Annotated in this window: 15 protein-coding genes; 6 read left to right on the top strand and 9 right to left on the bottom strand. The window is 66.8% G+C overall.

From position 1 onward, the window contains the following. Positions 1 to 13 precede the first annotated feature (13 nt). From AB4Y98_RS04400 to AB4Y98_RS04390, 3 genes are read left to right on the top strand one after another with little or no spacing between them, the layout of a single operon-like run. Positions 14 to 1,699, top strand: coding sequence for a GMC family oxidoreductase (locus AB4Y98_RS04400; protein WP_363730385.1), 1,686 nt, complete (start codon positions 14 to 16; stop codon positions 1,697 to 1,699). Further along, complete coding sequence (locus tag AB4Y98_RS04395; RefSeq protein ID WP_336025729.1) at positions 1,699 to 2,274, top strand: gluconate 2-dehydrogenase subunit 3 family protein; 576 nt, start codon at positions 1,699 to 1,701, stop codon at positions 2,272 to 2,274. The genes AB4Y98_RS04400 and AB4Y98_RS04395 overlap by 1 nt, the downstream gene beginning before the upstream one ends. Before the next feature lie 11 nt (positions 2,275 to 2,285). Continuing rightward, complete coding sequence (locus tag AB4Y98_RS04390; protein ID WP_442243856.1) at positions 2,286 to 3,032, top strand: 3-keto-disaccharide hydrolase; 747 nt, start codon at positions 2,286 to 2,288, stop codon at positions 3,030 to 3,032. A gap of 30 nt (positions 3,033 to 3,062) precedes the next feature. On the opposite strand, the gene AB4Y98_RS04385 is transcribed toward AB4Y98_RS04390, so the two are convergent. From AB4Y98_RS04385 to AB4Y98_RS04365, 5 genes are read right to left on the bottom strand one after another with little or no spacing between them, the layout of a single operon-like run. Beyond that, positions 3,063 to 3,359: a c-type cytochrome gene (locus AB4Y98_RS04385; RefSeq protein WP_223494464.1), complete on the bottom strand. Its 297-nt coding sequence runs from the start codon at positions 3,357 to 3,359 to the stop codon at positions 3,063 to 3,065. Positions 3,360 to 3,378: 19 nt separating this feature from the next. Continuing rightward, on the bottom strand, positions 3,379 to 4,245 hold the full coding sequence (locus AB4Y98_RS04380; RefSeq protein ID WP_336025731.1) for a sugar phosphate isomerase/epimerase family protein: 867 nt from the start codon (positions 4,243 to 4,245) through the stop codon (positions 3,379 to 3,381). A gap of 19 nt (positions 4,246 to 4,264) precedes the next feature. Beyond that, complete coding sequence (locus tag AB4Y98_RS04375) at positions 4,265 to 5,389, bottom strand: Gfo/Idh/MocA family protein (RefSeq protein WP_049468733.1); 1,125 nt, start codon at positions 5,387 to 5,389, stop codon at positions 4,265 to 4,267. Positions 5,390 to 5,401: 12 nt separating this feature from the next. Beyond that, positions 5,402 to 6,619 (bottom strand): nucleoside permease, encoded by a 1,218-nt coding sequence (locus AB4Y98_RS04370; RefSeq protein WP_025873936.1) that lies wholly within the window; start codon positions 6,617 to 6,619, stop codon positions 5,402 to 5,404. A gap of 26 nt (positions 6,620 to 6,645) precedes the next feature. Further along, complete coding sequence (locus tag AB4Y98_RS04365; protein ID WP_442243855.1) at positions 6,646 to 7,698, bottom strand: sugar phosphate isomerase/epimerase family protein; 1,053 nt, start codon at positions 7,696 to 7,698, stop codon at positions 6,646 to 6,648. Between the two features lie 95 nt (positions 7,699 to 7,793). Between AB4Y98_RS04365 and AB4Y98_RS04360 the strand changes: the two genes are divergently transcribed. Continuing rightward, positions 7,794 to 8,801: a LacI family DNA-binding transcriptional regulator gene (locus tag AB4Y98_RS04360; protein WP_442243854.1), complete on the top strand. Its 1,008-nt coding sequence runs from the start codon at positions 7,794 to 7,796 to the stop codon at positions 8,799 to 8,801. Between the two features lie 39 nt (positions 8,802 to 8,840). On the opposite strand, the gene AB4Y98_RS04355 is transcribed toward AB4Y98_RS04360, so the two are convergent. From AB4Y98_RS04355 to AB4Y98_RS04340, 4 genes are all read right to left on the bottom strand, one after another. Further along, positions 8,841 to 9,233 (bottom strand): DoxX family protein, encoded by a 393-nt coding sequence (locus AB4Y98_RS04355; protein ID WP_442243853.1) that lies wholly within the window; start codon positions 9,231 to 9,233, stop codon positions 8,841 to 8,843. A gap of 191 nt (positions 9,234 to 9,424) precedes the next feature. Then, positions 9,425 to 10,447: an ACR3 family arsenite efflux transporter gene (gene arsB, locus AB4Y98_RS04350; RefSeq protein ID WP_442243932.1), complete on the bottom strand. Its 1,023-nt coding sequence runs from the start codon at positions 10,445 to 10,447 to the stop codon at positions 9,425 to 9,427. A 14-nt stretch (positions 10,448 to 10,461) separates the two neighbouring features. Continuing rightward, complete coding sequence (locus AB4Y98_RS04345; protein WP_442243852.1) at positions 10,462 to 10,968, bottom strand: arsenate reductase ArsC; 507 nt, start codon at positions 10,966 to 10,968, stop codon at positions 10,462 to 10,464. 15 nt (positions 10,969 to 10,983) lie between these two features. Continuing rightward, positions 10,984 to 11,313, bottom strand: coding sequence for an ArsR/SmtB family transcription factor (locus AB4Y98_RS04340; RefSeq protein WP_108265344.1), 330 nt, complete (start codon positions 11,311 to 11,313; stop codon positions 10,984 to 10,986). 17 nt (positions 11,314 to 11,330) lie between these two features. Here AB4Y98_RS04340 and arsH point away from each other — a divergent pair, with 17 nt between their 5' ends. Next, positions 11,331 to 12,062 (top strand): arsenical resistance protein ArsH, encoded by a 732-nt coding sequence (arsH, locus tag AB4Y98_RS04335; protein WP_442243851.1) that lies wholly within the window; start codon positions 11,331 to 11,333, stop codon positions 12,060 to 12,062. A gap of 85 nt (positions 12,063 to 12,147) precedes the next feature. Further along, positions 12,148 to 13,173 carry an AI-2E family transporter gene (locus tag AB4Y98_RS04330; protein ID WP_442243850.1) on the top strand — a complete coding sequence of 342 codons (1,026 nt, stop codon included), beginning with the start codon at positions 12,148 to 12,150 and terminating at the stop codon, positions 13,171 to 13,173. Position 13,174: the final 1 nt, after the last annotated feature.

The following is a 13,174-nucleotide window of genomic DNA, read 5'->3' as shown; positions in this document are numbered from 1 at the left end:
AGGTGAGAGATCCATGGCAGACAATCATTACGACGCCATTGTTGTTGGCTCGGGAATCAGTGGCGGTTGGGCGGCGAAGGAACTGACCGAGAAGGGCCTCAAGGTCCTGATGCTGGAACGCGGACGCAACATCGAGCACGTCAAGGACTACGTCAACGCGATGAAGGAGCCGTGGGATTTCCCGCATCGCAACCGGCCTACACAGGCGATGAAGGCGGCCTTCCCGGTGCTGATGCGCGACTACGCGCTGGCCGAGAACCTGCAGGGCATGTGGGCCGACGAACAGGAATCGCCGTACATCGAGACCAAACGGTTCGACTGGTTCCGCGGCTACCATGTCGGCGGGCGTTCGCTGATGTGGGGCCGACAGAGCTATCGCCTCTCCGACCTGGATTTTGAGGCGAACCTCAAGGACGGCATCGCCACCGACTGGCCCATCCGCTACGCCGACATCGCGCCGTGGTACGACCATGTGGAGAAATTCGCCGGCATCGCCGGTACGCGCGAAGGGCTGGACGTGCTGCCGGACGGCGAGTTCCTGCCGCCGATCCCGTTGAACATCGTCGAGAAGGACGTGGCCGCGCGGATCCGGAAGGCCTTCGGCGGAACCCGGCACATGATCCACTCGCGCACGGCGAACATCACCAAGCCGATGCCCGAGCAGGGCCGCGTCAACTGCCAGTACCGCAACAAGTGCATCCTCGGCTGTCCCTTTGGTGCCTATTTCTCGACCCAGGCGGCGACACTGCCGGCGGCGATGAAGACCGGCAACCTGACCTTGCGGCCGTTCTCCATCGTCAAGGAAGTGCTCTACGACAAGGACCGCAAGCGGGCGCGGGGCGTGGAGATCATCGACGCAGAGACCGGCCAGACCTACCAGTACACGGCCAAGGTCATCTTCCTCAACGCCTCCTCCTTCAACTCGACCTGGCTGCTGATGAACTCGGCCACCGATGTGTGGGAGGGTGGGCTGGGCTCTTCGTCCGGTGAGCTGGGACACAACGTGATGGACCATCATTTCGGCGCGGGTGCCTCCGGCCGCGTCGAAGGCTTTGAGGACAAGTACTACTTCGGTCGTCGTCCCTGCGGCTTCTACATTCCCCGCTTCCGCAACGTGGCCGCTGACAGGCGCGGCTACCTGCGCGGCTTCGGCTACCAGGGCGGTGCCAGCCGCACGGGGTGGTCGCGCGAGATCGCCGAGCTGAACATCGGTGCCGACCTGAAGGAGGCGCTGACCGTGCCCGGTGACTGGCGCATCGGCATGACCGGCTTCGGCGAAATGCTGCCGCACCACGACAACACGATCCGCCTGGACCGGGACCGCAAGGACAAGTGGGGACTGCCGGTGCTGGCGATGGACGTAGCCATGCGCGCCAACGAACTGGCCATGCGCAAGGACATGGCCGCCGATGCCGCCGAGATGCTGGAGGCCGCCGGCGTCAAGGACGTGGAGATGCACGACAACGACTACGCCCCGGGCAAGGGCATCCATGAGATGGGGACCGCGCGCATGGGCCGTGACCGCAGGACGTCGGTGCTGAACCAGCACAACCAGGTCTGGGATGCGCCCAACGTCTATGTGACCGACGGTGCCTGCATGACCTCCAGCGCGTGCGTGAATCCTTCGTTGACCTACATGGCACTGACCGCGCGGGCTGCTGACCATGCCGTGCGCGAACTGAAAGCGGGGAACCTGTGATGGACCGCCGCGAACTGCTGAAAATGATCGTCGCCGCCACCGGTGCGGCGATGATCGGCCTGCCCGCGCTCGGTCAGGCACAGGCTCCCGCCGCATGGGCGAAGACGCGCTTCTCCGACGCCGATGTCGGCACGCTGGACGAGATCGCCGAGACCATCCTGCCGCGGACGAAAACGCCGGGGGCGAAAGACACAGGCGCCGGTGCGTTCATGGCGACGTTCGTCAGCGACTGCTACACCGCCCGGCAGCAGGCGACGTTCCGTGCTGGCCTGGCCGATATCGACAAACGCGCCGGCGGCCGCTTCGTTTCACTTGCGCCGCAGGCCCGCACTGAACTGCTGCGCGCGCTGGATGCAGAGGCCAGGAAGCACGCGGTCGAGGTGACCGAAACCGGCACCGCCGAGGCAGGAGAACCGATGCCGCATTACTTCACGATGTTCAAGCAGCTCACCATCTTCGGTTTCTTTACCTCCAAGGTTGGCGCGACCGAAGTGCTGCGTTACGTCGCCGTGCCGGGCCGCTACGACGGCGACCTGGCCTATGTTCCCGGCACGCCCGCCTGGGGGACCAGCTGATGGATCACGCCATGAAGATCACGCCGCTATTGATCGCCGCCGGCATGCTGGCCGCTGCATCGGCGTTCGCGCAGGCCGCGGCCGATCCCGCGCGCGATCCAGCGAAGACCGAGGTATGGACGCCCGTGCCTGCAACCGTCGCCACACCGCCGGGCAAGGCGCCGTCCGACGCCATCGTGCTGTTCGATGGCAAGGATGTCTCCGGGTGGGAGTCGGAGCAGGGCGGGCGTGTGCCCTGGACCGTCGCCGATGGCGCGCTCACGGTGGTTCCGGGCAGCAAGGGCATCCGCACCCGGCAGCGCTTCTGCGACGTCCAACTGCATGTCGAGTGGCGTACACCCGTCGAAACCAAGGGCTTCGACGGACAGAACCGGGGCAACAGCGGCATCTTCCTGCAGGAACTCTATGAGCTGCAGGTGCTCGACAGTTACAACAACCCAACCTATGCCAACGGCCAGGCCGGCTCCATCTACAAGCAGACCATGCCGCTGGTGAATGCTTCGCGTGCACCGKGGCAGTGGCAGGCCTACGACATCCTCTGGAAGGCACCGCGCTTCTCAGTGGGCGGTGGGCTTGTGTCGCCTGCGCGCATCACCGTCCTGCACAACGGCGTGCTGGTGCAGGACGACACCGTGCTGGCGGGCAGGACCGAGTACATCGGCGCGCCCTCGTATTCGCCCCATGCGTGCGCGCCGCTCTACCTGCAGGAACATGATTCCAAGGTCAGCTACCGCAATATCTGGGTGCGCGAGCTGTAGCGGCACGCGGCCGGCGTGATCGCCGGCCGTTTACTTGGCCAGGTAGCTGGCGATGTCATCTATTTCCTGCTGCGACAGCTGGGAGAAGGGCGGCATCAGCCCGCCACCTTTGCTGATCTTTTCCTTGATCTGCGCGGGTGCCATGCGCTTGCCGATATCGGTGAGCGCCGGGAATGCGCCGGGCATGCCCGCACGATCGGCACCGTGGCAGGCCGTGCAGTTGGCGGTGTAGAGCTTCGCACCGGCGGCCGGGTCATCCTTGCACCATGCGGCTGTCGCAACGCTCATGCTGCCCAGGGCCACGGCCATTGCCAGGATCGTCTTCATGTGGGGCCTCCTTCAGGCATCAGTGCTGCGCACGGGTGGACACGTTGGCGGGCAGGTGTTCACGCAGGTAGTCCGCGCCGGTCTGGATGACCTTGGCCGGGTCGCGTGGCTGGTCGTGCTCGAGGATGTACCAGTGCACGCCGGCCGTTGCGGCGGCTGGCAGGATCGCGCGCCAGTCCAGCACACCCTGGCCGACGGCAGCGAAGCCGCCCTCGTCTTCGGCCTGGCCCTCGGGTGCATTGTCCTTGGCGTGTACCGCAAACAGGCGGCCGCGGAACTTGCCGAGCATCACTGCCGGATCGAGGCCCGCGCGCGCCACCCAGGCAAGATCCAGCTCGGTCTGCAGGTCGGGCCCGGCGGCTGCGAACAGCAGTTCCAGGCCGGTCCGGCCATTGAAGTCGACCAGTTCGAAATCATGGTTGTGGTAGGCCAGGCGCATGCCCTTGGCCCGTACCTGCTTGGCGATCGCGCCCAGTTCCTTGCCCAGCGCGGTCCAGCCTGCGGCATCGGTCGGCCGATCCTTCGCGTCCAGGTAAGGCACCACCAGGGTGGTGTTGCCGATCAACCGGTTGAAGGCCACCACGCCGTCCAGGTCCTTGCGCAGCTCGGCCAGTTGCACGTGGGAGGAAATCGCCCTGATCGAATACCGGTCCAGCAACTGCTTGAGTTCGGCCGCGCTGACGCCCTGCGTGCCCACCGTTTCCACCGCATCCACGCCGGCGTCGTGGACGATCTTCAACTGCTGGTCGAGCGGGCCGGCGTTGCGCAGTGTGTACATCTGCACGGCGATGGGCTTGTGCGGGCTGGCGGCTTCGTGTGCCAGGACGGGCAGGGCAGCGAACAGCAGCAGGGCGAGGGTGGCAGTTCTGCGGGCAGGCGTGTTCATCATGAGATGCTCCCGGGGTTCAACCGATGGCGGTCCAGGCACGGGTCCTGGCCGAGGTGATGACGCGGTCGACGATCAGCGCCGAGCGCACGCCGTCTTCGAAGGTGGGCAGGCCATCCGGTCGCTCGCCTTCGATGGCGCGATAGGTGTCGGCGACGAATGCCTCGAAGCAGTGGCCGTAGCCCTGCGCGTGCCCGGCCGGCAACAGCGACAGCCGGCGCTGTTCGGCACTGCCGGCGCCCGGTCCGCGCACGAAGACTTCCTCGCGCTGGTCGGGCTTGCCGATCCACAGCCGCTCGGCATCTTCCTGGTTGAACGCCACGCTGGCCCTGGCGCCATCAATCTCGAACCAGAGACGGTTGTGGCGTCCGGCCGATACCTGGCTGACCGTCAACGATGCCAGCGTCCCGGCGCCGGTACGGAACATCGCCGCGGCCACGTCCTCGCTGGTGACCGCCTGCATCGCGCCACCGGCCGCTGCTGTGGTGAAGCTTTGCCCGGTGTCGGTGCTGCGTTCGGCGATCACCGTGTCGAACGCCGCGCTGACCTCGGTGAAGCGCTCGCCGCTGACCCATTCCACCAGGTCGCACCAGTGCGAGCCGATGTCGGCGAACACGCGCGACGCGCCGCCCAGCGCCGGGTCCACGCGCCAGTTGTTGCTGGCCGGGTCCAGCAGCCAGTCCTGCAGGTAGCTGCCGTGAATCAGGTGCAGCGGCCCCAGTTCGCCATGGGCGATGCGTGCGCGCGCCTCGCGGACCACCGGGTGGTAGCGGTAGACGAAGGGCACCGTGGCGACCAGCGCGTTGGCGGCCGCCAATGCTGCCAGCGCCCGGGCGTCCTCCAGCGTGGTGGCCAGCGGCTTCTCGCAGACCACGTGCTTGCCGGCTTCCAGTGCGGCCTGTGCCATGGGACGGTGCAGGTGGTTGGGCGTGCATACGTGCACGACCTGCACCTGTGGATCGGCGACCACCTCCTCGATGTCCCGATAGGCACGCGGGACACCCCACGCCTGCGCCACGTCGCGTGCGCGCTGCGGAGAAGAGGCGGCCACGCCACGGATGTCGGCACCCGCCAGCAGCGCCGCGCGACGGTGCACGGCACCGATCATTCCCGTGCCTACGATGGCGATTCCAGGCTTTGGCATCAGGTAGGGTCCTCAGGGCGTGGAAGGTGCGGCCGCAACCACTGGCCGGTCGCGGAACAGCAGCAGGAAGGCGATCAGCACGAGCAGCGCGACCCCTGCCGGGAACAGCCAGATCTGCTGCCAGTCCGGACCGGCTGCAGTGGTGAAGTGCTCCACCACCGCGCCGGACAGGAACGTGCCGATCAGCATGCCCACGCCGTACGTTGCCAGGGTGATGAAGCCCTGCGCGCTGCTGCGCGCGGCGGGCCCGGCATGCGCATCGGTGTAGATCTGGCCGGTGACGAAGAAGAAGTCGTAGCAGATGCCGTGCAGCACGATGCCGATCACAAGCAGCGAGAAGCCGCCGCCCGCATCGCCAAAGGCGAACATGACGTAACGCACGACCCATGCGGCCATGCCCACCGCCAGCATCGTCTTCACCCCCAGGCGCACGAACAGGAACGGCATGGCCAGCATCAGCAGGACTTCGGAGACCTGTCCCAGCGACTGCAGGCCCGCCGCGCCGCGCACGCCCAGGTCGTTGAGATACGGGTTGGTGAAGTTGTAGTAGAACGCCAGCGGGATGCAGATCGCGATGGACGCAAGGAAGAACACCAGGTACGAGCGTGACTTCAGCAGGCGCAGCGAATCCAGCCCCAGGATCTGCCCCAGGCCGGCATCGCGCTGCTGCGCCAGCGGCGGGGTGTGCGGCAGGGTGAACGCATACAGGCCCAGCGCCAGCGACGCCATCGCCGCCATCCGGAAGGTCAGCTCGAGCCGGTGCGCCTGTTCCCAGCCCAGCCAGCCGATCAGCACGCCTGCAACGATCCAGCCGACGCTGCCGGCCACCCGCACCAGCGGGAACTGTTTCTCGGGCGACTGCATGTGCCGCATCGCCACGCTGTTGGCCAGTGCCAGCGTCGGCATGAACAGCAGCATGTAGCCCATGACGCAGGCGGAGAACATGCTGAAGCTGGTTGCGGTGGACGCCAGCCACATCAGCACTGCGCCAGCCAGGTGCAGGACCGCAAGGATGCGCTGCGCCGCGAAGTAGCGGTCAGCGATCAGGCCAACCAGGAAGGGCGCGACGATGGCACCGATGGACTGGCTGAGGAAGGCCGTCGCCACTTGGCTTGCGCTGGCCTGCAGCGGGCCCTGCACCAGATAGGTTCCCAGGGTGACGAACCATGCCCCCCAGATGAAGAACTGCAGAAACATCATCGCGCCCAAGCGCGACATGGTGTGCGTCATGGCTTGCCCTCCCAGGCAGTGATGTCTCAGATCCCGAGCATGCGGCGCAGTGATCCGGGATCGGTGCCGCTGTCGGCAAAGTCGTCGAAGGCGCGTTCGGTCACGCGGATGATGTGGTCGCGGATGAAGGCGGCTCCTTCCCGTGCACCGTCTTCCGGGTGCTTCAGGCAGCACTCCCATTCCAGTACTGCCCAGCCGGGGAAGTCGTACTGGGCGAATTTCGAGAAGATCGCCTTGAAGTCGATCTGCCCATCGCCGAGTGATCGGAACCGCCCCGGACGATCGATCCAGTCCTGGTAGCCGCCATACACGCCACTGCTGGCACTGGGGTGATATTCCGCGTCCTTGACGTGGAAGATGCCGATGCGATCGTGGTAACGGTCGATGAAGCCGAGGTAGTCCATCTGCTGCAGCAGCAGATGGCTGGGGTCGTACAGGATCTTCGCGCGGGGATGGTGGTCCACCACGTCGAGGAAGCGCTCGAAGGTCGCGCCGTCATGCAGGTCCTCGCCCGGGTGGATCTCGAAGCACAGGTCCACGCCGCACGCGTCGAACGCATCCAGGATGGGGCGCCAGCGGCGGCCAAGTTCGGCGAAGGCTTCTTCCACAAGACCAGGCGGGCGTTGCGGCCAGGGGTAGAAGTAGGGCCAGGCCAGCGCGCCGGAGAACGTGGCATGCGCGGTCAGGCCCAGGCGCTGGCTGGCCTTCGCGGCCAGCAGCAGCTGCTGCACCGCCCAGGCCTGGCGGGCGGCCGGATCGCCACGCTTGTCCGGCGGCGCGAATCCGTCGAACAGGCTGTCATAGGCCGGATGGACTGCAACCAGCTGCCCCTGCAGGTGGGTGGACAGCTCGGTGATCTGCACGCCATGTCCGGCCAGCATGCCGGCAATGTCGTCGCAGTACGCCTGGCTGCGCGCCGCCTCGGCCAGATCGAACAGGTGGGGCGCGCTGGTCGGCACTTGTACGCCAGAATAGCCCAGCCCCGCGGCCCATCCGGCCAGCGTGTCCAGCCGATCAAAGGGAGGTGTGTCGCCGATGAACTGCGCCAGGAACAGCGCTGGACCCTTGAGCGTCTTCACGTTGATTCGCCCTCGATGCAATCGATTGCATTATCCTAGCAGGGGCATTCGAAAGACCCGTTGTGCACTGCACAGCGGAAGGAAGAGGTAACGCCATGGCCACCATCTACGACATCGCAAGGCACGTCGGCGTCTCCGCAGGCACGGTGTCGCGAGCGCTTTCCCGGCCGGACAAAGTGCTGCCGGCTACACGCGCGCGCATCGAGCAGGCCGCTGCTGCGCTGGGCTACGTGCCCAACACGGTGGCCAGGACACTCAAGACCCAGCGCAGCGGCAAGATCCTGGTCACCGTGCCGGACATCGCCAACCCGTTCTTCGCGCAGATCCTGCAGGGCGCGGAGGACGCGGCGCAGGCCGTCGGCTACGCCGTCTTGTTGGGCGATACCCAGAACCTGCCCGAGCGCGAGGAGCGTTACGCGCAGATGCTCCGGCGCAACGAGGCCGATGGCCTGATCGTGCTGGGGCATCGCCTGCCGCCGACAGCGCGCGATATCGTCGAGCAACGGGGTGTCGCCGCGCCGGTGGTCAACGGCTGCGAGTTCGACCCCGCGCTGGGCATTCCCAGCGTCCACATCGACAACGCCGCCGCCGCGCGCGCTGTGATGGAACACCTGTACGGACTGGGGCACGAGCGGATCGCTGTGGTCGGCGGACCGCCCGACAATCCCCTGCACACGCAACGGCTGGAAGGCGTGCGCGCCGCCGGCAGGGCGCGTGGCCGCCTGCGCCACCTCAGCGTCGTGCCGGGTGACTTTTCCGTGGAGTCCGGCCATGCGGCCGCGATGGCGCTGCTGCCGCCCGCAACCGCACCCACCGCAATCTTCTGCTTCAGCGACCAGATGGCGCTGGGTGCGCTGGCAGCCTGCCGGGATCTGGGCATCCGCGTACCGGATGACGTCTCCATCGTCGGCTTCGACGACCTGGCGTCATCGCGTTATCTGACGCCTCCGTTGACGACCATCAGGCAGCCGATGCGGGAGATCGGCGAGCGCGCAGTCAACCTGCTGCTCGCCATCATCGAACAGGTCGATGTGCCGCGTCAGCAGACGCTGGAGTTCAGCCTGATGGTGCGGGGCTCGACGGCCCCGCCCAAGGGTCGCTGAGACAAGGGCAGGGCGGCGGGATGCCGCGCTTTGCCCGGCTCAGGGCTTGCTGCGCCTGGCGTCCACGCTGAAGCGGCCAGGCCCGCTGCAGGCCAGCAGCAGGAAGCCGCCGGCGATGGCCAGATTTTTCAGGAACATGATCTGCTGCACCGGGTCGGCGAGCTGGTGGTGGAAGATGAAGGCCGTGACCAGGCTGAAGGCGGCCAGCACCGCGGCCACTGCCCGGGTCTGGAAACCGAGCAGGATGCACAGGGCCGTGCCGATCTCGAACAGGATGGTGGGCCACAACAGGATGCCGGGAAGACCCATCGCCGCCATGTAGCCCTGTGTTGCCGCCGGGTCGGACAGCTTGCCCAGGCCCGATACCAGGAACAGCAGCATCAGCAACACGCGGGCGGCCAGCTTCGCAAGAGAGTGAAGTGATGTGTTCACGGCAACGTCCTCAGGGTGGCGGGGCGGGTGGATGGTCGAGAAGATGTAGAGGGCGGTATGCGCCTGCCCATCACCACCCGGGCGTAGCGGCAGAATCTCCTGTGCGGCCATCGAAGCCCATCGCGGGTGAAGTCGGTGTTGACACCGATGGCGCCGAGAGCCTGCGGACATGCGCACGGCGCGGCCCTGCCTCAGCGTCGCTCATACCACCCGCGCGATGCATTGACGATGCGCACCACCGACAACATCACCGGTACTTCGATCAACACGCCGACCACGGTCGCCAGCGCCGCGCCGGAATGCACGCCGAACAGGCCCACGGCGGTGGCCACGGCCAGTTCGAAGAAGTTGCTGGCGCCGATCAGCGCCGAGGGACCGGCCACGCAGTGGGCAACACCCAGGCGCCGGTTGAGCAGGTAGGCCAGCCCTGAGTTGAAGTAGACCTGGATCAGGATCGGCACCGCCAGGATGGCGATGACCAGCGGCTGCCGAACGATCTGCTCGCCCTGGAAGCCGAACAGCAGCACAAGCGTCAGCAGCAGGGCCAGCAGCGAGACCGGGCCCAGCGTCCGCAGCGCAGACTGCAGGCCCGCCTCTCCATTGCGGGCCAGCATCCAGCGCCGCAGCAGTGCGGCCACCAGCACCGGCGCGATGATGTACAGCGACACCGACAGCAGCAGCGTGTCCCACGGCATGCTGATCGCCGACAGGCCCAGCAGCAGCGCTACCACCGGTGCATACGCCACCACCATGATCGCGTCGTTCAACGCCACCTGGCTGAGGGTGAAGTTGGCATCGCCGCGGCACAGGTTGCTCCACACGAAGACCATCGCGGTGCAGGGCGCTGCTGCCAGCAGGATCAGCCCGGCGATGTAGCTGTCGATCTGCGCGGCGGGCAGCGCGTCGGCGAACACGTGGCGCAGGAAGAACCAACCCAGCAACGCCATCGAGAAAGGCTTGACTGCCCAGTTGATGAACAGCGTCACCCCGATGCCTTTCCAGTGCTGGCCGAGCTGGCGCATCGCACTGAAATCGACCCGCAGCAGCATCGGGATGATCATCAGCCAGATCAGCACCGCGATGGGCAGGTTGACCTTGGCCACCTCCGCCGACGCCAGCGCAGCGAATGGCTGCGGCAGCGCGTGGCCAAGCAGGGTGCCGGCCACGATGCACAGCGCCACCCACAGGGTCAGGTAACGCTCGAACAATCCCATCGGTGCCGGTGCGCTCACGCCTGGCCGTCCCCGGGCTGCACGAAACCAATGCGATCCAGCGCGTCTTTCAAGGGCCCGCGGTCGGACCATGTAGCTGCCGGCAATGCCAGAAGGGCCAGCAACCGTGCCTTGACGATGGCGTGGGCCTGCGCGAACGCAGCCGCCTTGTCCTCCGCGCTGCCATCGACGGCGGCCGGATCAGGCAGGCCCCAGTGCGCGCGGACGAAATCGCCGAACACCACCGGGCATGCCTCGGCGGCCGCGGCATCGCAGACCGTGATCACCAGGTCCATCGGCGCGCCGTCGGCGAACTCGTCCCACGATTTGCTGCGCAGGCCTGCCGTTGCAATGCCCTCGGCCTGCAACTGCGCAAGTGCGAACGGATTGACCTTGCCGGTGGGCTGGCTGCCGGCGCTGAAGACCTCGAAGCGATGACCGGCCCACGCCCGCAGCGTGGCTTCGGCAAGGACGCTGCGGGCGGAATTGCCCGTGCACAGGAACAGGACGCGTTGGGTGGTCACGAAGCGGATCTCCGGTCAGCAGGCGCAATCAGGGGACGTCGGGCTGCAGGCCGGATCGGGCGAGCCTGCGCAGCAGTTGTGGGTCAGGTAATCGATCAGGCCGGTCATGGCGCTGAAATTGGCGCGGTAGCAGACGTTGCGGCCCTGGCTCTCGCTCTCGACCAGCCCGGCCTGCAGCAGCTCCTTCAGGTGGAAGCTGAGCGTGGCCGGCGGCACCTGCAGGGCGCTGCCGATGTCGCCGGCCATGCGGCCGGCCGGGCCGGCTTCCACCAGCAACCGGAAGGCGGCCAGGCGGGTGGCATGGCCGAGGGCAGTGAGGGCGGCGATTGCATTCTTCGTTTCCATATTTCTAGAATAGTCGAATGAACGAATCCGTCGCAAGCGCCACCCTTCCGAATCTGGTCGAAGCCTCGCTTCCCCAGCCCGACCCGTCCCTGCTGGGCGCCGGCCGCGCACACCCGCCGCGGATCCTGCTGCTGTATGGCTCGCTGCGCCCGCAGTCGTTCAGCCGCAAGCTGGCGCTGGAGGCCGAGCGCCTGCTGCGCCACCTCGGCTGCGAGACCCGGGTGTTCGATCCGCATGCGTTGCCCATGCTCGACAGCGTCGGCGCCGATCACCCTGAAGTGCAGCGCCTGCGCGCGTGGTCGCAATGGTCCGAAGGCCAGGTCTGGATCAGCCCGGAGCGCCACGGCACGGTCACCGGCGTGTTCAAGAACCAGATCGACTGGCTGCCGCTGGAAGATGGCAGCGTGCGCCCGACGCAGGGCAGGACGCTGGCGGTGATGCAGGTCAGTGGCGGTTCGCAGTCGTTCAACACGGTCAACACGCTGCGCGTGCTGGGGCGGTGGATGCGCATGCTGACCATCCCCAACCAGTCTTCGGTGGCCAAGGCATGGCAGGAGTTCGACGAGAGCGGGCGGATGAAACCCTCGGCGTACTACGACCGGGTGGTGGATGTGATGGAGGAACTGGTCAAGTTCACCCTGCTCACGCGGGATCGTTCGGACTACCTGGTGGCTCGCTACAGCGAGCGCAAGGGTGATCAGCAGGCGGCCGCACTGGCATGTTCGGCAGGGGCGGTGGTCGCACGTTGACGGCACGCGGAGCCGCAGGGACGCGCATGCGCGGGCGCATCACCTCAATCCACTACCATGGGCCACCCCACCAGGATGTGCCCCGATGTCCATCGTCATCCCGACCCTGCCCAGGCCTCCCGCCGCACGCATCGCCGCCTGGCTGATGATGCTGCTGGGCATGTGGCTGGCACTGAAGCTTGGCCTGGTGGTGACCCTGCTGTCGGGCCTGCTGGTGTTCCAGCTGACCCATGTGCTGGCCTCCACCGTGGAAGGCAAGCTGCGTCCCGGTCGAGCGCGGGCGATCGCGGTGATCGTGCTGTCGGCGGCGATCATCAGCGTGCTGGTGCTGGCCGGTATCGGCGTGGCCTCGTTCTTCCGCAACGAGACCGGTGGCCCGGACGTGCTGCTGGCGCGGTTGATGGACATCCTCAACACCTCGCGCCACCAGGTGCCGGCCCTGCTGCAGCCCTACATTCCCGAGGATCTGACGGCGCTGCGCGCCGCCGTGAACGAATGGGCCGCCGAGCACCAGCGCCAGCTGGGCGTGGCCGGCACATCGGTGGTGCAGGTGGGCGTGCGGGTGCTGATCGGCATGGTGCTGGGCGCGATGATCGCGCTGTACGACGAACTGCCGCTGCCGAAGATGGGCCCGCTGGCGCAGGAACTGATCGGCCGCACCAGCCGCCTGGCCACCGCGTTCCGCCAGGTGGTGTTCGCGCAGGTGAAGATCTCGCTGCTCAACACCGTGTTCACCGCCATCTTCCTGCTGGGCGTGCTGCCGCTGTTCGGCGTGCACCTGCCGTTGTCGAAGACGCTGGTGCTGATCACCTTCCTGGCGGGCCTGCTGCCGGTGGTGGGCAACATCATCTCCAACACCATCATCGCCATCGTCGCGTTGTCGGTGTCGTTCTATGTGGCCGTGGCTGCGCTGCTGTACCTGGTGGTGATCCACAAGCTGGAGTACTTCCTCAACGCGCGCATCGTCGGCGGCGAGATCCAGGCACGCGCCTGGGAATTGCTGCTGGCCATGCTGGTGATGGAAGCGGCCTTCGGCCTGCCCGGGTTGGTGGCTGCGCCGGTGTTCTACGCCTATGTGAAGCGCGAGCTGGTGGACCAGCGCTGGATCTGAC

It is taken from the genome of Stenotrophomonas sp. 2YAF26 (assembly GCF_052114625.1).
Classification (GTDB): Bacteria; Pseudomonadota; Gammaproteobacteria; order Xanthomonadales; family Xanthomonadaceae; genus Stenotrophomonas; species Stenotrophomonas indicatrix.
Note: the sequence above shows the minus strand (reverse complement) of the source record. Positions and strands in the feature narration are given on the sequence as shown.